The organism is Actinomadura sp. NPDC048955, assembly GCF_040649435.1.
GTDB lineage: Bacteria > Actinomycetota > Actinomycetes > Streptosporangiales > Streptosporangiaceae > Spirillospora > Spirillospora luteofluorescens.
In genome coordinates, this window is record NZ_JBEZJI010000007.1 from 31988 (window position 1) to 52705 (window position 20718).

Sequence of the window (20718 nt, forward strand, 5' to 3'; positions counted from 1 at the left end):
GAGAACCCTAATCTGGTTCGATAACACGCCGCATCATCCTGTACGGACGTTATTCCGGCACAGGAAGGTGCGCGTAGAGGTCCATCGCGTCCACCGACGACGGCAGGTCGCTGACCTGGCCGTCACCGACCTCCACGACGCGCCAGGCGCCGTCCGTGCGGCGGGCCAGATCGGTGGTGATGAACCGGCACCCCAGCGCGCGGACGGCGGGGGCCACCGCGGAAAGGTCCGGATCGAGCTCCACGCCCGGGCTGTCCGGGTGCGGGCCGACGAGCGCGGGTTCGCCGTCCACCCACCACACGCGCGCCTCGCCCTCCCCGTCGTACTGCTCGAACTCCCGCACGACGAGACCCCCGGCCAGGTGGTCGTCGCGCAGCGCGACCATCTTCGCCGCGACGTCGTGCAGCCGCGCGAGGTTCTTCACGTCGGGGACGAAGCACGCCTCCTCCCACTCGTGCTTGCACGACTTCACGTAGTCCTTGACCACGCCGGGCCCGCCGCGCAGCGGCTTGACGAGCTCGCCCAGCTCGCCGAGGGGGCCGGGATCCTGGCCGGTGCCGAGAGGACGCCACACGCTGTGCGGGGTGAGCCCGGCGAACGTGTCGTGCCATCCCGGCAACTCGTGCGCGCGGCGGTAGTCGTCCGGGTGCGTCAGGAGCGCCGTTCCGCGCCGCTTCAGGGCGGCGGCCATCGCGCCGTACTCCTCCGCCGAGAGCATCCATCCGCGGTACCAGACCGGGCCGAGGTCGGAGGGCGCCGCGTCGATCGCGTCCTCGACGTCCCCGCGCCGCAGCGCGTCGTGGTCGATCAGGGCGATCTCGCCGTAGTGGTCCCGCACGGCCGCGGCCTCGCGGGCGAAGTGGGGGTCAACGCGCCGGGGATGGAGCGGATCGACGCAGAAGAGGACGGTCAGCGTCATGATTGGAACCCTCCGTCAACCCCGCCAGGTTACGGGGTCGGGACCATCGATCGCACGGAGATTCCGCCGCAAATCGGCATGCGGGACGATGATCGAACGGATGTTCGGTAAGCTGGCCCGGGCCCGCGGCGGCGTCCTCGAACCGCGCCGGGGTCGAAAGTGTCGGTGGCCCGCCGTAACGTCGCCCTCGACATCGCAAGCAGCGGCCGAGAGCCGACACATCTCAACGACAAGGACATCTCAATGGCAGCGAACGACCGGGAGAAGGCTCTCGAGACCGCACTCGCCCAGATCGAGCGGCAGTTCGGCAAGGGGTCGGTCATGCGGATGGGCGAGGAGGCGCGGGCGCCCGTCGAGGTGATCCCCACCGGCGCGATCTCCCTCGACATCGCCCTCGGCATCGGCGGCCTGCCACGCGGCCGCGTCGTCGAGGTGTACGGCCCCGAGGGCTCCGGCAAGACCTCCATCGCGCTCCACGCCGTCGCGAGCATCCAGAAGATGGGCGGCATCGCCGCCTTCGTCGACGCCGAGCACGCGCTCGACCCCGAGTACGCCGCCAAGCTCGGCGTCGACATCGACGCCCTGCTGGTCTCCCAGCCCGACACCGGCGAGCAGGCCCTGGAGATCACCGACATGCTGATCCGCTCCGGCGCGATCGACATCGTCGTCATCGACTCCGTCGCCGCGCTGGTGCCGCGCGCCGAGATCGAGGGCGAGATGGGCGACAGCCACGTCGGCCTCCAGGCCCGCCTCATGTCGCAGGCCCTGCGCAAGCTCACCGGGGCGATCAACCAGACCAAGACCACCGCCGTCTTCATCAACCAGCTCCGCGAGAAGGTCGGCGTCATGTTCGGCTCCCCGGAGACCACCACCGGCGGCCGCGCGCTGAAGTTCTACGCCTCCGTCCGCCTCGACGTCCGCCGCATCGAGACGCTCAAGGACGGCACCGAGGCCGTCGGCAACCGCGTCCGCGTCAAGGTCGTCAAGAACAAGATGGCCCCGCCGTTCCGCGTCGCCGACTTCGACCTGCTCTACGGCCTGGGCATCAGCCGCGAGGGCGGCCTGATCGACCTCGGCGTGGAGCACGGCTTCGTCCGCAAGTCCGGCGCCTGGTACACCTACGACGGCGACCAGCTCGGCCAGGGCAAGGAGAACGCCCGCAACTTCCTCAAGGCCAACCCCGACCTGGCCGACGGCATCGAGAAGAAGATCAAGGAGAAGCTCGGCATCGGCCCGAAGGTCGACAAGGAGGCCGAGCCCGCCGCCGCCCCGGGCGCCGCGCCCGAGCCGCCCGCCCCCGCCCCGGTCAAGGCCCCCGCCGCGAAGCGCGGCGCCAAGGCGGCCAAGGCGGGTGATTCCTGACAAGGAATCTCCCGAGACGGGTGACTCTTGACGAAGAGTAAGCGATGATCTCGTATGCAGGGCGGCGGCGCCTTACCCGGCACCGCACGACCGGTGCCCGGAACTTCCCCGATGGCGCCGCCGCTCCCACGGCCCCCGCGCCGGCCGGCTCCCCATGACGGCCGCACGCGAGAGCGACCCGGAGGCGAGGGCGCGCGAGATCTGCCTGCGCCTGCTGTCCGCCTCCCCCCGCACGCGGGCCCAGTTGGCAGACGCCCTGCACCGTAAGCAGATCCCCGACGACGTCGCCGACCGCGTCCTGGCCCGCTTCACCGACGTCGGTCTCATCGACGACGAGGCCTTCGCCCAGGCCTGGGTCCAGTCCAGGCACGCCGGACGAGGCCTGGCCAAGCGGGCCCTGGCCGCCGAACTCCGCCGCCGCGGCGTCCCCGCCGAGGCCGTCAACGACGCCGTGGAGACCCTGGACCCGGCCCAGGAGGAGCAGACGGCCCGCGCCCTGGTGGCCCGCAAACTCCCGGCCACCCGAGGCGCCGACCCCGCCAAGCGCATGCGCCGCCTGGTCGGCATGCTCGCACGCAAGGGCTACTCACCTTCCCTCTCCTACCGAGTGGTCAAGGAAGCCCTGGCCGGAGAAGGCACCGACCCAGAAGACTTCCCCACCCCTCCCGACTAGCCCACCCCCACCACCAACACCCCGCCAGCCCCCGAGCCGCCCATGGCCAGCGGCGACACGGCCTCCGGCAACCCTCGCCGATCAGCCCACGCCCACCAGCCATGTCCCGCCGACCGCGGAAGAGACCCTCGGCCGATGGCGACGCTGCCCTCGGCGGGCCTTCGATCTTTCCTGGCCGCAAGGGCCGCACCGGCGGCGTTCCAGACCGACCCCCTCCTCGGCAGGGGCCTCCTCCGCCACCCGACACATCAGTCATTCGAGAGGGCAGGGCAGGGCTGCCGACAGCGGCGTTGCCACCGGCCTAGGGCTGCCCTTGGCGGCCGGTGCGAAGGGCTTCCCGGGGCTCGGGTGGCTGGTGTGCTGGAGGTTGGTTCGGGGGGCGCCGGCGGGGTTGGGGTGGGTTAGCAGGGGTGGGGTGGGGTGGCAATGGGGTTTTGTCTTGCGTTGCGGCGTGCGACACGCCGGGGATGTCGGGGGGTGGGGGTTTGAGGGCGGTTCGGGGGTGTGGGGTGGTGGGGGTGTGATGGTGCAGGTCGGGGTGGGGGGCGGGGGTCAAAGGAGGCGGTAAGGAAGGAGTCACGTCGACGTTCGGTTAGTCCGGAATGCCCGTCGTTTGCTTGCTCATTACCTCTGTGCCGCTTACCGTTACGGCAGTGAGGAGTTACTCCGCGTCTCGCGGATTGCCATACGACCGAGCACGTTCCAGCAGCTGAGAGGCATAAAGGACACGTTCGTCGACCGGATCCGGCCGAGTCGCCGGGGCGCGCCGCTGCGTCGTCCCGCGATGTCGTGCATCCGTGTGCGCGAGTAAATCCTCGCTAGGCAGGGCCCCGTAGTCCGGACGGGCCCGCGGCGAGGAAGGATCTGCCTCATGGAGAGCGTCCTGCTGGGTGCAGCGCTGCTGGTGACCCTGGTCGCTCTCGTGATCGTCCTGGTGCGGCGTCCCGGCACGCCCGGCAGGGCCGCGGCCGAGATGGCCCGGGCGCAGGGCGAGGCGGACGAGATCAGGGCGAAGGCCGCGAAGGACGCGCGGGCCGTCCTGGAGGAGGCCGAGCGCGAGGCGCAGCAGGCCGCCGCCGCGGGACGCGCGGAGCTCGACGAGGAGGGCCGGACCCTGCGGGACGACCTCCGCACCGTCCGGGAGGACCTGGAGCGCCGTGAGGCGCGCCTCGCGGAGCGGGAGCAGCGGCTGGACGCCGAGGTGCGCCGCCTGGAGGAGTGGCAGGGACGGCTCACCGAGACCGGCAAGGCACTGGAGGTCCGCGGGCAGGAGCTCGACGGCGTCGCCGAGGAGCGGCGCAAGGTACTGGAGCAGGCGGCCGGGCTGACCGCCGAGCAGGCCAAGGGCGAACTCGTCGCGGCGATGGAGAACCAGGCGAAGCGCGAGTCCATCCCGATCGTGCGGGAGATCGAGAACGCGGCGAAGGCGGAGGGCGACAAGCGCGCCCGCAAGATCGTGACGCTGGCGATCCAGCGGGTCGCCAGCGAGCAGACCGCCGAGTCGGTGGTGTCGGTCCTGCACCTGCCGAGCGACGAGATGAAGGGCCGCATCATCGGCCGCGAGGGCCGCAACATCCGCGCCTTCGAGTCGACCACGGGCGTGAACCTCATCATCGACGACACCCCGGAGGCGGTGCTGCTGAGCTGCTTCGACCCGGTGCGGCGCGAGGTGGGGCGGCTGACACTGGAGAAGCTCGTCCTGGACGGCCGGATCCACCCCCAGCGGATCGAGGAGATCTACGAGCGCAGCCGCGGCGACGTCGAGCAGCTGTGCGTCCGCGCCGGCGAGGACGCCCTGGTCGAGGTCGGCATCGCCGACATGCACCCGGAGCTGATCGCGCTGCTCGGCCAGCTGCGGTACCGGACGTCCTACGGGCAGAACGTGCTCAAGCACCTGATCGAGTCCGCGCACATCGCCGGCATCATGGCGGGCGAGCTGCGGCTGCCGGTGGAGGTCGCCAAGCGGTGCACGCTGCTGCACGACATCGGCAAGGCGCTCACGCACGAGGTGGAGGGCAGCCACGCGCTGATCGGCGCCGAGATCGCCCGCCGCTACGGCGAGCACGAGGACGTCGTCCACGCGATCGAGGCGCACCACAACGAGGTCGAGGTCCGGACCGTGGAGGCCGTGCTCACCCAGGCCGCCGACGCGGTGAGCGGCAGCCGGCCGGGGGCGCGCCGCGAGTCGCTGGAGGCCTACGTCAAGCGGCTGGAGCGGCTGGAGGAGATCGCCCGCGACCGGCACGAGGGCGTGGAGAAGGTCTTCGCGATGCAGGCGGGCCGCGAGATCCGGGTGATGGTGAAGCCCGACGCGGTCGACGACATCCAGGCCCAGGTGATCGCCCGCGACATCGCCAAGCAGGTCGAGGACGAGCTGACCTATCCCGGCCAGATCCGGGTCACCGTCGTCCGGGAGTCCCGGGCGATCGAGTTCGCCCGCTGACCGGCCGCGACCCGGCAGTCGGGCGGTTTGTTGGGGTTCGGGGGAAATTAAGCGGCCGGTCTGGTGTTCGCAAGCTTCCGCGGTGATGATCAAGTCATTTCCAGGCGGGAGGATCTCGTGAACAGGATCGCCATGATCGGGGGCGGGGCCGTGCTGGCCGCCGCCGTCGCCTTCGCGGGCAGCGCGCAGGCCGCGCCGCAGGCCGCGGGCAAGCGCGCGCACGCGGTGATCGTCGGGCATCGCGGGTCGCCGGGCCAGGCCCCCGAGGAGACGCTCGCGTCCTACCGCGACGGGGTCCGCGACCGGGCGGACGTGCTGGAAGGCGACGTGCAGCTCACGGCGGACAAGCGGATCGTGCTCCTGCACGACGACACGCTCGCCCGGACCACCGACGTGGAGCAGGTCTTCCCCGACCGGGCGCCGTGGAGGGTGGGCCAGTTCACCCTGGACGAGATCAAGCGGCTGGACGCCGGGTCCTGGTTCGACGCCCGGTACGCGGGCCAGCGGGTGCCCACCCTGAAGGAGCTGCTCGCCGTCAGGAGCAGCGACACCGGGCTCAGCCTTGAGCTGAAGGCGCCCGCCAACAGCCCCGGGATCGCGACGCTGCTCGCCGAGGAGCTGAACGCGGCGCGGCTCACCGACGGCGGGACGCTCAGGTCGGGGGCCTACCGGGTGCACGTCCACTCGCGCGACCAGGCGGCGCTCCAGGAGTTCCACGCGTCCGCGCCCAAGGTGCAGCTCTCCTACCTGACCGGCGGGAAGATGCTCTCCGACGAAGAGCTGGCGGCGCTCGCGGGCTGGACGGTCAGCGTGTACGCGCACCCCAGGGCGACCAGTGCCGACGACGTCAGGCGCGCGCACGCCAAGGGGCTGAAGGTGTTCAGCGACCCGGTGGACAGCCCGGCCGAGGTCTCCATGGGGGCGAACCAGGGCTACGACTGGCTCGCGACGAACTTCCCCGCCACCACGCGGCGGATCCTGGACGGCCGGACGCCCTTCCCCGGCGCGAACGGCGTCGTGATCGACAGCGTCTTCCCCGATCCGAGCGGCGACGACGCCCAGCCGGAGAAGAGCGAGCACGTGGTGCTGCGCAACACGACGTCCAGGCCGGTCGACGTGAGCGGCGGCTACCTGCGCGACCAGGCGAGCAACCTGATGCGGATCGGCTCGGGATACGTCATCCCGCCCGGCAGCCTGCTGCGCGTCTACGTCGGCCCTGGCACGAACCGTCCCGACGCCTACTACAACGGCCTGACGGTCGGCTTCCTGAACAACACGTCAGGCGACACGGTGTCGTTCTTCCAGGCCGACCACACGCTGCTCGACATCTCCTCCTACATCGTCCCCTGATCAGCCGACCTTGAGGTCGACGGGTTCGACGCCGCGGGGCTCGAACCCGAGGGTCTGCCCGTAGAACGCCAGCTCCGCCTCCAGGCAGCGGATGACCGTGTCGGCCTTGCGGAAGCCGTGCGACTCGCCCTCGAAGGTGAGGTAGGCGTACGGCATCTTCTTGTCGGCCAGCGCCTGCGCGAACCGCTCGGACTGGTCCGGCGGCACGATCGGGTCGCTCAGCCCCTGCAGGAGCAGAACGGGGCAGGCCGTCCGGTCGGCGCGGTTGATCGGCGAGCGCTCCTCGTAGGCGCGCTCGAAGCCGGGGAGGGGGCCGATGAGGCCGAACAGGTAGTGGGACTCGAAGTCGTGGGTGCTCTCGGCGAAGCGCTGCAGGTCGCTGATCCCGAAGTAGGACGTGGCGGCCTTGAACACGTCGGTCTGCGTGACCGCCGCGAGCGTCGTCCAGCCCCCGGCCGAGCCGCCGCGGATGGCCAGCCGCGCCGGGTCGGCGATGCCTCCGTCGACGAGGGCGCGGGCGGCGGCGACGGCGTCCTCGACGTCGACCACGCCCCACTGGCGGCGCAGCCGCTCGCGGTAGGCGCGGCCGTAGCCGGCCGACCCGCCGTAGTTGACGTCGATCACGCCGATGCCGCGGCTGGTGAAGTACGCGCGCTCCATGTCGAGCACCGTGGAGACCCGCCCGGTGGGCCCGCCGTGCACGAACACCACGTAGGGCGGCAGCTCGTCGGCCGGACCGGCCGCCTCGGGGTTGGTCGGCGGGAACACGTAGGCGTGGACGGGGCGCCCGAACGGCCCCTCCAGGCGCTCGGCGCGCGGCCGGGAGAGGTACGCGACGTCGGGCAGCTCGGCCCGCTCCCGCCGCAGCCCCTCGACGCGCCCGGTCGTGGTGTCGACCCGCACCACCGAGGCCGGCAGGTCGGGACCGCCGGCGATCCCCACGATCGTCGAGCCGTCCGTGGACAGCTGCGGCGCCCAGTGCTCGTAGGGGACCTCCAGGTCGACGAGGTCGAGGGTGTCGGTGTCGTAGACGCCGAGCCGCATGTCGCCCTCGCCGTGCAGGACGGCGAGGCGCCCGTCGCCGAGCAGCGCGTAAGGCATGCCGCCGAGCTGCCACAGCGGCGCGGCGAACTCCTCCTCGGCCGGGTAGAGCGCCTGCGCGGACTCCCCGTGCAGGCCGACCTGGTAGATGTTCCACCACCCGGGCCAGTCGGAGATCACGTAGAGGGACTCGTCGTCGCGCCACAGCGGCGCCAGCGCCGACTCGGTGAGACCGCCCTTGACCGTGCGGGGGGCGACCACCGCGCCGTCCTCGACCGCCGCGACGCGCACCTCGGTGCCGTCCCAGGGCATGCGGGGGTGGTTCCACTGGACCCATGCCAGGTGCCCTCCGCCGGGGGAGGGCACGGGGCCCGCGTAGAACTGCGCGCCTGACACCAGTTCGCGGATCGCGCCGGCGTCACCGGCGGCGCTGCCGTCCAGGGGGACGGCGACGATGGCGCGCCGGATGCCCGTGACGGGCTGCTCCTCCGCGCCCTGCTCACCCTCGGGGGCCGCCGGCTCGGCGATGTGGCCCTCGCAGACGCACCAGACCTCCGTCCCGTCCGGGGACAGGACGTAGTCGGCGTACCGCAGCCCCGCGGGGACGGCCGGCTCGGGCGTCAGCGGGTACGGCTTCGGGTCGCCCTCGTCGAGGCGGTGCAGCCGCTGATCCTCGTAGTTGGAGAACACGACCGACCAGCCCGCGGCGGTGCGGATCGGCAGATACGACCGCCCGCCGTACTCGTGGACGCGGGTACGCGCGTCCCACGGCGCCTGCAGCAACTCGGTGCGGTGACCGTCCTTCAGATGGATGACCGTGGCCCGCCCGCCCTCCTCGGGCCGCGTCTCCTGCCACCACACGTCGTCGCCCGCGACGGTGGGGAAGCTGAGGCGCAGCCGGGCGCGGGCGACATCGGCCGCAGAGATGGGTGAAGGCCATGAGCCGTAGGGAAGGGTCGCACGAGCGGTCATAACAGGAATCGTCCCGCATACGGGGATCGGTTGGGGCCATGACGGGCCGTTTGAGGTCGGAAAGATACAAGCTCGTCCCCTGGAAACCCGCCGGTAACACCAGGGTTCCCCCGCCCCGGGGACAGCGAGGGGCGCCGCCGGAACCGGCGGCGCCCCTCGCGGACGAACGGACCGTCAGACGGTCTGCTGGGTCACCCCGACCCCGGCCACGGGGGCGGGGCCGCCCGAGCCCATGGTCTTGGCCTCGGTCTTGCGGCTGCGGCGGCTGCGGCCCTCCAGCCAGGTGGCCACGCGGCTCAGCGACATGTTGATCGCGATGTAGATGACCGCGACGACGATGCCGGCCTGCAGCACGTTGTTGCTGTAGTTCGCGGGCACCTGCTTGAAGCCGGCCTGCAGGAACTCGCCGTAGGCGATGATGAACCCGAGGGCGGTGTCCTTGAGCAGGACGACGATCTGGCTCACGATCGCCGGCATCATCACCGTGATGGCCTGCGGCAGCAGCACCAGCCGCATGACGCCGTTCTTGCGGAGCCCGATGGAGTAGGCGGCCTCCGACTGCCCCTTCGGGATCGACAGGACGCCCGCCCGCACCACCTCGGCGAGCACGGAGCCGTTGTACATCGTCAGGCCGAACACGACCGCGGCGAACGCGGGCACCGTGACCGTCCCGGCGTTGATCTCCACCCCGAAGATCGAGAAGAAGTAGTCCACCGAGAAGCGCTGCAGGGTGCCGAACTGCGACTCGGCGATCGCGGGGCTGATCTTGTTGGGGACGAAGAACGCCAGGAAGATCAGGATCAGCAGCGGGATGCCGCGGAAGAACTCGACCACCGCGCCGGCCGGGACGCGGACCCACCAGTGGTCCGACAGCCGGGCCAGCCCGAACACGATGCCGAACAGAAGCGCCAGGACGGTGGCGACGACGGCGGCCTTCAGCGTGTTCATCAGGCCGGGCAGGAGCAGGTGCCTCCAGACCGTCCACTTCAGGAACGGCGTCCAGAGCTTCTCCTCGAACTGGCCCTTGTCGCTGAGGCGCCAGACCAGCGCCGCCAGGACGGCGGCGAACACGATCGACACGACGGCGGTCAGGACCGCGTTGCGCGCCCGGGCCCGGGGCCCGGGGATGTCGAAGAGAACGGTCGCTTCCTTGCTCATCGCGCCACCGCCATCCGCTTGGCGAGCCAGCCGAAGAAGTATCCGGTCGGCAGGGTGAGGATCAGGAAGCCGACCGAGACGCCGAGGAAGAGGGGGATGACCCCGTTGGCGAACGTGGGCTTGTCGATGATGGTCTTGGTGACCAGCGCGACCTCGGCGTAGCTCGCGGCCGCCGCCACCGTCGTGTTCTTGATCATCGCGATGAACACGCTGCCCAGCGGGGCGATGATCGCCCGGAACGCCTGCGGCAGGATGATCATGCGGAGCGACTGGGTGAAGGTCAGCCCGATCGAACGGGCCGCCTCGGCCTGGCCCAGCGGGACGGTGTTGATGCCCGAGCGGAGGGTCTCGCAGACGAAGGCCCCGGTGTAGGCCGACAGGCCGAGGACCGCCCACCAGTAGTAGGTCGTCGAGGAGTTCTCGGAGAACTTCAGCGCGAGGATGTCGTTCAGGCCCAGGCTGCACATCAGCAGCACCAGGGTGAGCGGCGTGTTGCGCACGACGTTGACGTAGCCCGTGCCGAACGCGCGGAGCACCGGCACCGGCGAGACCCGGAAGCTCGCCAGGAAGGTCCCGATGATCAGGGACAGCACCGCCGCGGCGGCCGCGAGGCGCAGGGTCGCCCAGAATCCTTGGAGGATCTCGTCGAAGTTGTCGAAGAACGGGCTGAAGTCAAACATTGCTCAGCTGTTTCATCACGTTCCAGCGGGGTGTCAGGCCAGGCTGGCGCGTCCCCGGGCGATAGGTGTCGGGGACGCGCCGGCGTGACGGGCGTCAGTCGCGGCCCTGGATCAGGCGCAGCCTTCCATCTGCGGGGCGGTCGTGACGAGCTTGAGCCCGGTGCCCGCGAAGTGCTTCTCCAGCAGGGTCTTGGCCGTGCCGTCGGAGTACATCTGGGTGACGGCCTTGTTGACGGCCTCGCAGGTCTCGGTGTCGCCCTTCTTGAGGCCGACGCCGTACTTCTCGTCGGTGAAGGGGTCGTTGATGACCTTGAAGGAGCCCTTCTGCTGGTTGGCGAAGCCGGCCAGGATCAGGTCGTCGGTGCTGACCGCGTCCAGGGCGCCGGACTTCAGCTTGCTCACGCACTCGGAGTAGCTGGAGGCGTCCACCAGCGTGACGCCCTTGATGTTCAGCTTGCCGTCCGGCGGGCCCTCGGTGATGCGGCGGAAGGAGTTCGACCCGGCGGCCTTGCAGAGCTTCTTGCCCTTGAGGTCGGTGGCCTTCTTGATGCTGCCGTTGTCGGCCTTGACCATCGTGTCCTGGTGGGCGACGTAGTACGGCCCGCCGAAGGTCACCTGCGACTTGCGCGCGTCGGTGATGGAGTAGGTGGCGACCACGAGGTCGACCTGCCCGCCGCCGAGGAACGACTCGCGGTTGGCGGAGGTCGTCTCCTTGAACGTGATGCCGTTCTCGGGGACGCCGAGCGACTTCGCGATGTACTTGGCGACGTCGACGTCGAAGCCGTCGAAGCTGCCGTCGGGCTTCTTCAGGCCGAGCGCCGGCTGGTCGAACTTGATGCCGATGGTCAGCTTCTTGTCGTCCTTGGCCTTCTGGACGACCGTCTTGGCCTCGGTCTTCTCGGTGTCGCTGCCGCACGCGCTGAGCGCCAGCGACAGCGCCATCCCCGCCCCGATGAGGGCGCCGAAACGACGTACTCGCATACTCGTCCTACCTCTGCTCTCTGCCGGAGCCCCGCGGCTCAGTGCGTGAGGATCTTGGAAAGGAAGTCCTTCGCGCGCTCGGTCCGCGCGTTGGTGAAGAACTCGTCGGGGGTGTTCTCCTCGACGATCTGGCCGTCCGCCATGAACACGACCTTCTGGGCGGCGCGGCGGGCGAAGCCCATCTCGTGCGTGACGACGATCATCGTCATGCCCTCGCGGGCCAGTCCCGTCATGACGTCCAGGACCTCGTTGACCATCTCCGGGTCCAGCGCCGAGGTGGGCTCGTCGAAGAGCATCACCTTGGGGCGCATCGCGAGGGAGCGCGCGATCGCCGCGCGCTGCTGCTGCCCGCCGGACAGCTGCGCGGGGTACTTGTGGGCCTGGTTGGCGATGCCGACCCGGTCGAGCAGCTCCATCGCGTGCTTCTGCGACTCCTGCTTGCCCTGCTTGCGGACCTTCACCGGCCCGAGCATGACGTTCTCGAGGATCGTCTTGTGGGCGAACAGGTTGAACGACTGGAACACCATGCCCACGTCGGCGCGGAGCTTCGCCAGCTCCTTGCCCTCCTTGGGCAGGTCCTTGCCGTCCACGAGGATCGTGCCGTCGTCGATCGGCTCCAGGCGGTTGATCGACCGGCACAGGGTCGACTTCCCGCCGCCGGACGGGCCGATGACGACGACGACCTCGCCCGAGTTCACGGTGAGGTTGATGTCCTTGAGGACGTGCAGCTCGCCGTAGTGCTTGTTGACGTGCTCGACCACGACGAGCGGCCGGTCACCCACGGTTGCCGGCTCCGGGGTGGAGTCCTCCGGCCCGGCCTCGGTGAGCTCGGGCCCGCTTTCGCTGTCCGTCATGGGCACGGACTTTATGTCATCGGTTGTAGTGCCCGAGTTGCCGCGCGGTACCGATACGATCACGAATACCCACGTCGGACGGGGTTCGGTCGTGGCGGAGAGTGATCATAAAAGGCGGCGGCGGGGTGCCCCGCCCGTTCCGCCGTGTCCCGCCGGGCCCGTAACCTGGATGACTGTCATGAGTGCGCCAATGGAGACGGCTCCCCGTACGTACGAGATCCGTACCTACGGGTGCCAGATGAACGTCCACGACTCCGAGCGTCTGTCGGGGCTGCTGGAGTCGGCCGGGTACGTCCGCGCGGGGGAGGCCGAGCCCGACGTCGTCGTGTTCAACACCTGCGCGGTACGGGAGAACGCCGACAACCGGCTCTACGGCAACCTCGGCCACCTGCGGCCCGTCAAGGACGGGCACCCCGGCATGCAGATCGCCGTCGGCGGCTGCCTGGCGCAGAAGGACCGCGACACCATCGTCAAGCGCGCCCCCTGGGTGGACGTGGTGTTCGGCACGCACAACATCGGGTCGCTGCCCGCTCTACTCGAACGCGCGCGCGTGCGCGAAGAGGCGCAGGTCGAGATCGAAGAGTCGCTGGTGACCTTCCCCTCCACGCTGCCGACGCGCCGCGAGTCCCCCTACGCCGCCTGGGTGTCGATCTCCGTGGGGTGCAACAACACCTGCACGTTCTGCATCGTCCCGTCCCTGCGCGGCAAGGAGCGCGACCGCCGGCCCGGGGAGATCCTCGCCGAGGTCGAGGCGCTGGTCGCCGAGGGCGCCCTGGAGATCACGCTGCTCGGGCAGAACGTCAACGCCTACGGCTCGGGCTTCGGCGCCCTGTCCGGCGCGCCGGACGAGGTCCGCGCGATGACCGGGGGCGGGCAGTCGGCGTTCGCGGGGCTGCTGCGCGCCTGCGGCGGCGTCGAGGGCCTGGAGCGGGTCCGGTTCACCTCGCCGCACCCCAAGGACTTCACCGACGACGTGATCGCCGCGATGGCGGAGACGCCGAACGTGATGCCGTCCTTGCACATGCCGCTGCAGTCGGGGTCGGACGCGGTGCTGCGCGCGATGCGCCGGTCGTACCGGCAGGCGCGCTACCTCGGCATCATCGAGAAGGTCCGGGCCGCGATCCCGGACGCGGCGATCACCACCGACATCATCGTCGGCTTCCCCGGCGAGACCGAGGCCGACTTCGAGGAGACCCTGCACGTGGTGCGGGAGGCCCGGTTCTCCTCGGCGTTCACGTTCCAGTACTCCAAGCGTCCGGGGACCCCGGCGGCGACCATGGACGGCCAGTTGCCGAAGGAGGTCGTCCAGGAGCGGTACGAGCGGCTGATCGAGCTCCAGGAGGAGATCTCCTGGGCGGAGAACCGCGCGCAGCTCGGCCGGACGCTGGAGGTGCTGGTGGCCGAGGGCGAGGGCCGCAAGGACGAGGCGACGCGCCGCCTGTCGGGGCGGGCGCCCGACAACCGCCTGGTCCACTTCGGCGTGCCGGAGGAACCGGTCCGCCCCGGCGACATGGTCACCGTCGAGATCACCTACGCCGCGCCGCACCACCTGGTCGCCGACAAGCCCGCGCTGGGCGTCCGCCGGACGCGCGCGGGCGACGCGTGGGAGGCCCGGCAGGGCGGGAGCGGCGGCGCAGCGGGCGTGTCGCTGGGAATGCCGTCGATCGGGCGTCCGGCCCAGCCCGCCGCGTCCGCGCCAGGCTGCTCGACCTGCCCCTGAACCCCGACGTCACCCGGCTGTGTTTTCACGTCCCGGCCCACTTCGCTCGCCTTGCGGCTCGCTACGTGACCGGGCCTGGGCGAACGCGGCATCGCTTCGCGATCTGCCCGGTTCCGCTCGCCTTCGGCTTCGCTCCACCGGCCAGCTCACGCGTTCGCGGATTAGGCGCCTGTTCCGCCGCCGGGCTGGCCGGCCGGTCCTTCGGGGTGGCCGCCTGTTCCGCCGGGCTGGCCGCCCGGTCCCTCGGCCTGACCGCCCGCGCCGCCGGGCTGGCCGGGCTGGCCGCCGGTCTCGCCGGCCGGACCACCCGTGCCGCCGGGCTGGCCGCTCTCGCGGTCGATGTAGCTGCCGGCCTGCTCCTGGACCCGGTCGACCTTCTCGGCGTGCTTGCCCCCGGTGCGCTGGTCGAACATGTCACCGGCCTTCTCGACGCCCTGCTTGGCCTTGTCGGAGTGCTGCCCGAGCATCTGCTTGACCTTGTCGACGATCGACATCGAATCCCCCCGGATCCCTCGGCCGCTTCGGCGCCGCGGGCACGGCGCGGCACCCGTTCATTCCGGCCATACCCGTTCTGTTGCCACAATCAATCCCGTGACCTCTTCCAAAGCCCCGCATGTGATCGCGGTCGTCGGGCCCACGGCGGCCGGCAAGTCCGACCTGGCCGTCGAACTGGCCCTCCGGCTGGACGGCGAGGCGGTCAACGCCGACTCGATGCAGCTGTACCGCGGCATGGACATCGGTACCGCGAAGCTCTCCACGGCGGAGATGCGCGGGGTCCCGCACCATCTGCTGGACGTCTGGGACGTCACGGTCACCGCGAGCGTCGCCGAGTACCAGCGGCTGAGCGCCGAGGCCATCGCCGGGATCAGGAGCCGGGGGCGGCTGCCCGTGCTGGTCGGCGGATCCGGGCTGTACGTGCGCGCCGCCCTCGACCACCTGGAGTTCCCGGGGACGGACCCGGCCGTGCGGGGGCGCCTGGAGGAGGAGCTGGCGCGGGTCGGGCCCGGCCCGCTGCACGAGCGGCTGCGCGGCCTGGATCCAGCGGCGGCGGAGGCGATCCTGCCGAGCAACGGCCGCCGGATCGTCCGGGCCCTGGAGGTCATCGAGATCTCCGGTCGCCCGTTCACCGCGACCCTGCCCGAGCACCGGTACCGCTACGACGACGTCGTGCAGATCGGGCTCGGCGTGCCCCGCGAGGAGCTCGACGAGCGCATCGCCCTGCGGGTGGAGCGGATGTGGGAGGCGGGCCTGGTCGACGAGGTCCGCGAGCTGGAGAAGCGGGGCCTGCGGGACGGCCTGACCGCCGGGCGCGCCCTCGGCTACGCGCAGGTGCTGCGGTTCCTGGCGGGGGAGTGGACGCAGGAGCGGGCGCGGGAGGACACCGTCCGGACGACGCGGCGTTTCGCCCGCCGCCAGGAGTCATGGTTCCGTCGCGACGAGCGCGTGCACTGGCTGCCCTACGATGCCCCCGACCTGGTCGATCGCGCTCTGGCCCTCGTGAGCCGGGAGGCCCGTGACCCCCTATGATCGGGGGCATGCGGTTCGTCAAGGGGCATGGCACCGAGAACGACTTCGTGATCCTCCCCGATCCGGACGGCGTCCTGGACCTCACCGCGGAGGCCGTCGTGCGGCTCTGCGACCGGCGGGCGGGCATCGGCGCCGACGGTGTCCTGCGCGCGGTCCGGACGAAGGCCACCGATGTCGACGCCGACGCCGAATGGTTCATGGACTACCGCAACGCCGACGGCAGCATCGCCGAGATGTGCGGCAACGGGGTGCGCGTCTTCGCCCGCTACCTGGTCGACGCGGGCCTGGCCCCGCCCGGGGAGTGGGACCTCGCCACCCGCGCGGGCCTGCGCCGCGTGACGCTCGGCCCGTCCGGGGACGTCAGCGTGGAGATGGGCCGGCCGGAGCTTCTCGGTCAGGCGGAGGCGAGCCTGGCGGGCGCGAGCTTCGCGGGGGAGCGGGTCAGCGTCGGCAACCCCCACCTGGCGTGCCGCGTCACCGAGCCCGTAGCCGCCCTGGACCTGTCGCGCGCGCCTGACTTCGACCCGGCCGTCTTCCCCGCGGGGGTGAACGTCGAGTTCTTCCGCAGCGTCGGCGAGCGGCACGTCGAGATGCGGGTGTACGAGCGGGGTTCCGGCGAGACCCGGTCGTGCGGCACCGGGACCGTCGCGGTGGCCGCGGCTGCCGCCCGGGGCGCGGCCGACGGCTCCGAATGGACCGTGGACGTCCCAGGCGGCCGGGTGACCGTCGTCCTCGATGGCGAGACCAGTTACCTGAAGGGCCCGGCCGTCCTGGTCGCCGAGGGCGAGACGCGGCCCGGCTGGCTCTAGGGGACGGCCCGTCTTACCTGGGCTTGTTCCGGTCCCGGAGCGGTCCCGGCACAGACGGGACAACTGTCCCTCTCCGGCGGGACCTTCCGCCGCATAACTTCTCTCTTGCACACCCTCTGGTGAATGGCCCGTATGGACCGGGATGGGAGCCCCGGGCCCGTACGGAGCCTGAGGGCCGGTGGCGACCTTCTTGGCGGGGGGCGGTCACCGGCCCTCCCACCGGGAGGGGGCGGCTCAGGGGGAGACGCCGTTGACCGGCAGCCGGGCGCGCACCAGCGTCCCGCCCTTGGCACCGGGCCCGACCGTGCAGGACCCGCCCAGTTCGGCCGCGCGCTCGCGCATGGACGACATGCCGATGCCCGAACGCACCTGGTCGGGCAACCCCACGCCGTCGTCGTCCACGGTGACGTGCAGATCCCCGTTCAGATGCAGCCGCACTTCGGCGCAGCCCGCGTTGGCGTGCCGATGGACGTTCGTCAGCGCCTCCTGGACGATCCGGTACGCGGCGACCTCGGCGGCGGCCGGCAGCCCTTTCAGGTCGCCCTCGACGCGCACGTCCACCTGCGGACCGTCACCGGCGGCGACGACGCCGCCGAGCGCCTGGATCGCGCCCTCCAGCCCGAGGTCGTCCAGGGCGGGCGGCCGCAGGCCGTACACGAGTTCCCTGATGTCGCCGATGGTGCGCCCCATGGTGGCGCGCAGCTCCTCCAGCAGCCCGTCGACCGCCTCCGGGTCGGTCCTCAGCGTGATGCGCGCGGCGTCCACCGTCATGGCGAGGCTGGCCAGCGTCGGCCCGAGCCCGTCGTGCAGGTCGCGGCGCAGCCGCCGCCGCTCCTCCTCCCGCGTGCGCAGGATGTGCTCCCGGGAGCGCTGGACGTCCGCGGAGAGCCGCGCCGCGTTCGCCAGTTCGGCGAGGTTGCGGGCGAGGACGTTCGACAGGCGCGCGTCCGGGGTGCGGGTGACGCCGAACAGCAGGCGCCCCACCGGTTCCCCGTGCCACACCAGCGGGATGAGCTGCGGGCGCTCGCCGAGCACGCCGTCCTCCGCCGAGACCGTCCGGCCGTCGCGGTCCAGCACCTCGATCGTGACGCCGGTCGCGTGCAGGGCCGAGCGCGCCACCTCGGCGGCGACGGCGAGCGCGGCGCCCGGGTTCGCGGCGGTCTGCAGCCGCCGGTTCAGCCGGTCGGCGATCCGGTACGGGTCGCGCTCGCCATGGATGAACCCGTCCACCATGCGCTGCAGCCGCCGCCGGACGGGTTCGAACACCGCGCCGGCGACGATCGCCCCGGCGAGCCCGGCGAGGGTGCCCCGGCCGTGGGCCAGCAGGCTCGCGGTGCCGACGAGCGCGAAGTACACGCCCGTGATGACGACGACGAGGCCCGCGTACACCAGGGTCCGGCTGACCACGAGGTCGATGTCGTACAGCCGGTAGCGGGTGATCGCGATCGCGATGCAGATGGGGACGGCGACGATGGTGAGGTCGCGCAGCGGGTCGCCGATCGGGCTGTTCTCGCCCGCGAAGATGATCGCCTCGGCGATGAGGCCCGGGTAGACCACCCAGGCGATCTGCCGGCGGACGTCCGGCGGCGCCTGCACGAACCGCACGGCCACCGAGAACAGGCCCGCGGCCAGGGCGATGACGATGACCGCGCTGATCGGGACCGGGATCCGCTCGAACGGGTAGACCGAGACCCCGTTGTGCCAGCGGCGCACGTCCGGGTCGATCGTCAGGTGCACGCAGACGACGACCGGGACGAGGCAGGCGAGGGCGAGGGCGGGCCGGAACCACCGCGACACCAGCCGGCCGTCCGGGAAGATCAGCGGTAGCACGAGTGTCAGGGCGTAGGTGTCAACGGCCCACAGCCAGACGGCGAGCCACTGGACGAACCCGGCTCCGGGCCAGTGGTGGAGCTCCGACCAGGGGCCGAGGTTGAGCGACAGCACGTACAGCGACGCGCTGAAACCCGCGCCGACCATGAGCCAGGCGACCGTCAGCCCCGGCCGGTGCCGCAGCAGGACGGCGCCCACGGGCGTCCAGGCCAGGGCGACCAGGATCTCCGGATGCCACCACACCATCCGGAGGTCGGGCGGCAGCCGGGCGCCGATGACCAGTGACGCGGCGACGGACGCGACCGCGGTCAGCGCGAGGAGGGCGCCCACGCGCCCCGCTCCGCGGTCGTGCTCTTCCGTCCCCATGCACACTCCCCGCCCGAAAGTAATGGAATGCTAAAACGCCCTGCTCCCTGTGGCGCAGTCCAAACCGCGTCCGCCTCAGGACACCGCCGAACCGGTCGGGCGGAGAGCTTTCCGGTCGCGGTGCCTGCGGGCGTGCCGTGATGGTAGCTGGGGAAACGTCCGAGATGAACGGAAGGTGCAGGTCAGCGGCCAGTCATGGCCGCGTCCCGGACTCCCGGGCGTGTCGGGCTGCGGGGAAGGCGCGGGTCAGGACGCCGGAGTCAACATGCTCTCGCGCGTCAGCGCCTTCACGCCGCGCCTCAGGTCCTCGGGGGTGAAGTCCGCGAGCAGCAGGCGCTGTATCAGGAAGCCGGGGAAGAGCGCGAACAGCGTCTTCCCGGCGGCCACGGCGTCGGTGTCGGCGGGCAGGTGCCCGGCGTCGACCAGCCGGCGGATGTAGCGGGTCCAGGTGTCGCGCAGTGCGGCGACGTTGTCGGCGACGTACGCGGCGATCTCCGGATCGTGCGTGGCGAGCGCCCAGGCCTGCGGCGCGAGCCGGAGCGGGCCGTCCTCGCCGGACAGGGCGACGACCCGGGAGGCGAACCGCTCGGCCATCTCGTCGACCGGGAGCAGCGGGTCGCTGTCGGCGAGCGCGGTGAAGAAGGCGCGCAGGTCGCCGATCACGGTCGCGATGTTCGCCTCGATGATCTCGTTCTTGCTCTTGAAGTACCGGTAGACGGCACCGGCGGAGAGCCCGGCCTCGGCGAAGATGTCCTGCATGGACGTCGCGTGGATGCCCTTGCGGATGAAGCAGGTGCGCGCCGATTCGAGGATCTGGCGGCGGCGGCGCTCCAGGTGCTCCTCGCTGACTCTCGGCATGGAGTCAATCTAAAACGAACGTTCATTTTTGACAAGTTCCGGAGGAGGGTGCGAGGCTCCCCGCTAAAGAGAACGGACATTCGTTTTTTGGAGGAGATCGTGCGGACTTCCCCCTTCGCGCGCGCCGTCGGCGTGGCCCTCGGCGCGGCGCTGCTGCAGCTCGTCATGGTCGTCGCCTTCTCGTGGCCCGCCGCGCGGACGGCGCCGCGTGACGTCCCGATCGTCGTGACCGGTCCGCAGGCCGCCGTGGTCGCCGGCCTGCTCGACCGTGAGCGGCCGGGCGCCTTCGACGTCCGGACCGCTCCGGACGAGGCCGCCGCGCGCGCGGCGATCGCGGATCGCGAGGCCTACGGCGCCGTCGTCACGGCGCCGTCCGGCCCGAAGGTGCTCACCGCCTCCGCCGCCTCGCCGCTGGTCGCCCAGCAGCTCGGCGCGATGGCGGCACAGCTCCGTCCCGGGGGTGCCCCGGTGTCCTCGCCCGTCCAGGACGTGGTCGCCGCGGACTCCGACGACCCCCGTGGGGCCGCTTTCGGCGCTCTCGCGCTCCCGCTGGTCATGTCCGGGCTCGCGGCCGCGGTACTGCTGACGTTCGCCATCCCGTCCCTCGCCTGGCGTACCGCAGGCACGGCGATCTTCGCCGTGCTGGGCGGGCTGAACGTCGCCTGGATCGCGCAGGGCTGGCTTTCGCTGCTTCCCGGCTCCTACATCACGCTCGCCGGGGTCACGGCGCTGACCGTCCTCGCGGTGAGCGGAACCGTGGTCGGCTTGGCCGCCGCCATCGGCCGCGCCGGATTCGGCCTCGGCGCGCTCACGCTGCTGCTGCTCGGAAACCCTCTGTCGGCGGCGACATCGGCACCCGAGCTGCTGCCGCAGCCCTGGGGTGCGATCGGCCAGTACCTGCCGCCGGGTGCCTCGGCCACCCTCCTCCGGTCGGCGGCGTTCTTCGACGGCGCCGGAGGCGCCGGCCCGCTCACCGTCCTGGCCGCCTGGGCCGCCGCCGGTCTCGTGCTCGTGGTCGTCGGCGGTCTGCGGGGGCGTTCGGCCGGCGAAGCCGAGCACGGCCGCGAACCCGCGCTCGCATGACCTCCGAGGCGTGACTCTTGCCGAAACCTATGCGCGTTCCGTGGTCGATCAATAGCATTCGGTGACTTCTGGGTGGTGTGCGGAGGGCAAGG

Annotated in this window: 17 protein-coding genes; 8 read left to right on the top strand and 9 right to left on the bottom strand. The window is 71.4% G+C overall.

The annotated features are described in order from the left end of the window. Positions 1-49: 49 nt before the first annotated feature. Positions 50-919, bottom strand: coding sequence for an ATP-grasp domain-containing protein (locus tag AB0C84_RS09545; RefSeq protein ID WP_361063305.1), 870 nt, complete (start codon positions 917-919; stop codon positions 50-52). 243 nt (positions 920-1162) lie between these two features. Here AB0C84_RS09545 and recA point away from each other — a divergent pair, with 243 nt between their 5' ends. The 4 genes from recA (at position 1163) to AB0C84_RS09565 (ending at position 6747) form a co-directional block, all read left to right on the top strand. Then, entirely contained in the window at positions 1163-2281 is a 1119-nt protein-coding gene (gene recA, locus AB0C84_RS09550) for a recombinase RecA (protein ID WP_361063308.1), read from the top strand. A gap of 154 nt (positions 2282-2435) precedes the next feature. Further along, complete coding sequence (locus AB0C84_RS09555) at positions 2436-2954, top strand: regulatory protein RecX (RefSeq protein ID WP_361063311.1); 519 nt, start codon at positions 2436-2438, stop codon at positions 2952-2954. An 871-nt stretch (positions 2955-3825) separates the two neighbouring features. Then, positions 3826-5397 (top strand): ribonuclease Y, encoded by a 1572-nt coding sequence (gene rny / locus AB0C84_RS09560; protein WP_361063314.1) that lies wholly within the window; start codon positions 3826-3828, stop codon positions 5395-5397. Positions 5398-5514: 117 nt separating this feature from the next. Further along, entirely contained in the window at positions 5515-6747 is a 1233-nt protein-coding gene (locus AB0C84_RS09565) for a glycerophosphodiester phosphodiesterase family protein (protein ID WP_361063317.1), read from the top strand. Here the strand turns inward: AB0C84_RS09565 and AB0C84_RS09570 are convergent, their stop codons facing one another. From AB0C84_RS09570 to AB0C84_RS09590, 5 genes are all read right to left on the bottom strand, one after another. Continuing rightward, a complete protein-coding gene (locus tag AB0C84_RS09570; RefSeq protein ID WP_361063320.1) occupies positions 6748-8760 on the bottom strand; it encodes a prolyl oligopeptidase family serine peptidase in 2013 nt (670 codons plus the stop codon). Between the two features lie 174 nt (positions 8761-8934). Further along, entirely contained in the window at positions 8935-9918 is a 984-nt protein-coding gene (locus tag AB0C84_RS09575) for an amino acid ABC transporter permease (protein WP_361063323.1), read from the bottom strand. After that, positions 9915-10598 (bottom strand): amino acid ABC transporter permease, encoded by a 684-nt coding sequence (locus AB0C84_RS09580; protein ID WP_179843179.1) that lies wholly within the window; start codon positions 10596-10598, stop codon positions 9915-9917. The genes AB0C84_RS09575 and AB0C84_RS09580 overlap by 4 nt, the downstream gene beginning before the upstream one ends. 111 nt (positions 10599-10709) lie before the next feature. Beyond that, complete coding sequence (locus tag AB0C84_RS09585) at positions 10710-11579, bottom strand: glutamate ABC transporter substrate-binding protein (RefSeq protein ID WP_179843178.1); 870 nt, start codon at positions 11577-11579, stop codon at positions 10710-10712. Between the two features lie 38 nt (positions 11580-11617). Continuing rightward, complete coding sequence (locus tag AB0C84_RS09590; RefSeq protein ID WP_258939152.1) at positions 11618-12340, bottom strand: amino acid ABC transporter ATP-binding protein; 723 nt, start codon at positions 12338-12340, stop codon at positions 11618-11620. 271 nt (positions 12341-12611) lie between these two features. Here AB0C84_RS09590 and miaB point away from each other — a divergent pair, with 271 nt between their 5' ends. After that, the gene (gene miaB / locus AB0C84_RS09595; RefSeq protein ID WP_179843176.1) at positions 12612-14153 is read left to right on the top strand and encodes a tRNA (N6-isopentenyl adenosine(37)-C2)-methylthiotransferase MiaB; all 1542 of its coding nucleotides are present in this window, start codon (positions 12612-12614) and stop codon (positions 14151-14153) included. Between the two features lie 161 nt (positions 14154-14314). On the opposite strand, the gene AB0C84_RS09600 is transcribed toward miaB, so the two are convergent. Next, positions 14315-14647: an antitoxin gene (locus tag AB0C84_RS09600; protein WP_361063329.1), complete on the bottom strand. Its 333-nt coding sequence runs from the start codon at positions 14645-14647 to the stop codon at positions 14315-14317. 121 nt (positions 14648-14768) lie between these two features. Here AB0C84_RS09600 and miaA point away from each other — a divergent pair, with 121 nt between their 5' ends. Beyond that, positions 14769-15680, top strand: coding sequence for a tRNA (adenosine(37)-N6)-dimethylallyltransferase MiaA (miaA, locus tag AB0C84_RS09605; RefSeq protein ID WP_361063754.1), 912 nt, complete (start codon positions 14769-14771; stop codon positions 15678-15680). 8 nt (positions 15681-15688) lie between these two features. Continuing rightward, the gene (gene dapF, locus AB0C84_RS09610; RefSeq protein WP_258938674.1) at positions 15689-16489 is read left to right on the top strand and encodes a diaminopimelate epimerase; all 801 of its coding nucleotides are present in this window, start codon (positions 15689-15691) and stop codon (positions 16487-16489) included. A 234-nt stretch (positions 16490-16723) separates the two neighbouring features. Here dapF and AB0C84_RS09615 read toward each other — a convergent pair whose 3' ends face one another. Together AB0C84_RS09615 and AB0C84_RS09620 are read right to left on the bottom strand one after the other, a co-directional pair. Further along, a complete protein-coding gene (locus AB0C84_RS09615; protein ID WP_361063332.1) occupies positions 16724-18685 on the bottom strand; it encodes a histidine kinase in 1962 nt (653 codons plus the stop codon). 246 nt (positions 18686-18931) lie between these two features. Next, positions 18932-19543, bottom strand: a complete 612-nt coding sequence (locus AB0C84_RS09620) for a TetR/AcrR family transcriptional regulator (RefSeq protein ID WP_338741767.1) — start codon at positions 19541-19543, stop codon at positions 18932-18934. Between the two features lie 99 nt (positions 19544-19642). Between AB0C84_RS09620 and AB0C84_RS09625 the strand changes: the two genes are divergently transcribed. Further along, positions 19643-20626 (top strand): hypothetical protein, encoded by a 984-nt coding sequence (locus AB0C84_RS09625; RefSeq protein WP_361063336.1) that lies wholly within the window; start codon positions 19643-19645, stop codon positions 20624-20626. Positions 20627-20718 lie beyond the last annotated feature (92 nt).

Excerpts from the sequence above, each read along its gene's own strand:
- AB0C84_RS09545 (WP_361063305.1), bottom strand. The coding sequence starts at position 919 with ATGACGCTGACCGTCCTCTTCTGCGTCGATCCGCTCCATCCCCGGCGC.
- recA (WP_361063308.1), top strand. The coding sequence starts at position 1,163 with ATGGCAGCGAACGACCGGGAGAAGGCTCTCGAGACCGCACTCGCCCAG.
- AB0C84_RS09555 (WP_361063311.1), top strand. The coding sequence starts at position 2,436 with ATGACGGCCGCACGCGAGAGCGACCCGGAGGCGAGGGCGCGCGAGATC.
- rny (WP_361063314.1), top strand. The coding sequence starts at position 3,826 with ATGGAGAGCGTCCTGCTGGGTGCAGCGCTGCTGGTGACCCTGGTCGCT.
- AB0C84_RS09570 (WP_361063320.1), bottom strand. The coding sequence starts at position 8,760 with ATGACCGCTCGTGCGACCCTTCCCTACGGCTCATGGCCTTCACCCATC.
- AB0C84_RS09575 (WP_361063323.1), bottom strand. The coding sequence starts at position 9,918 with ATGAGCAAGGAAGCGACCGTTCTCTTCGACATCCCCGGGCCCCGGGCC.
- AB0C84_RS09580 (WP_179843179.1), bottom strand. The coding sequence starts at position 10,598 with ATGTTTGACTTCAGCCCGTTCTTCGACAACTTCGACGAGATCCTCCAA.
- AB0C84_RS09585 (WP_179843178.1), bottom strand. The coding sequence starts at position 11,579 with ATGCGAGTACGTCGTTTCGGCGCCCTCATCGGGGCGGGGATGGCGCTG.
- miaB (WP_179843176.1), top strand. The coding sequence starts at position 12,612 with ATGAGTGCGCCAATGGAGACGGCTCCCCGTACGTACGAGATCCGTACC.
- AB0C84_RS09600 (WP_361063329.1), bottom strand. The coding sequence starts at position 14,647 with ATGTCGATCGTCGACAAGGTCAAGCAGATGCTCGGGCAGCACTCCGAC.
- dapF (WP_258938674.1), top strand. The coding sequence starts at position 15,689 with ATGCGGTTCGTCAAGGGGCATGGCACCGAGAACGACTTCGTGATCCTC.
- AB0C84_RS09615 (WP_361063332.1), bottom strand. The coding sequence starts at position 18,685 with ATGGGGACGGAAGAGCACGACCGCGGAGCGGGGCGCGTGGGCGCCCTC.
- AB0C84_RS09620 (WP_338741767.1), bottom strand. The coding sequence starts at position 19,543 with ATGCCGAGAGTCAGCGAGGAGCACCTGGAGCGCCGCCGCCGCCAGATC.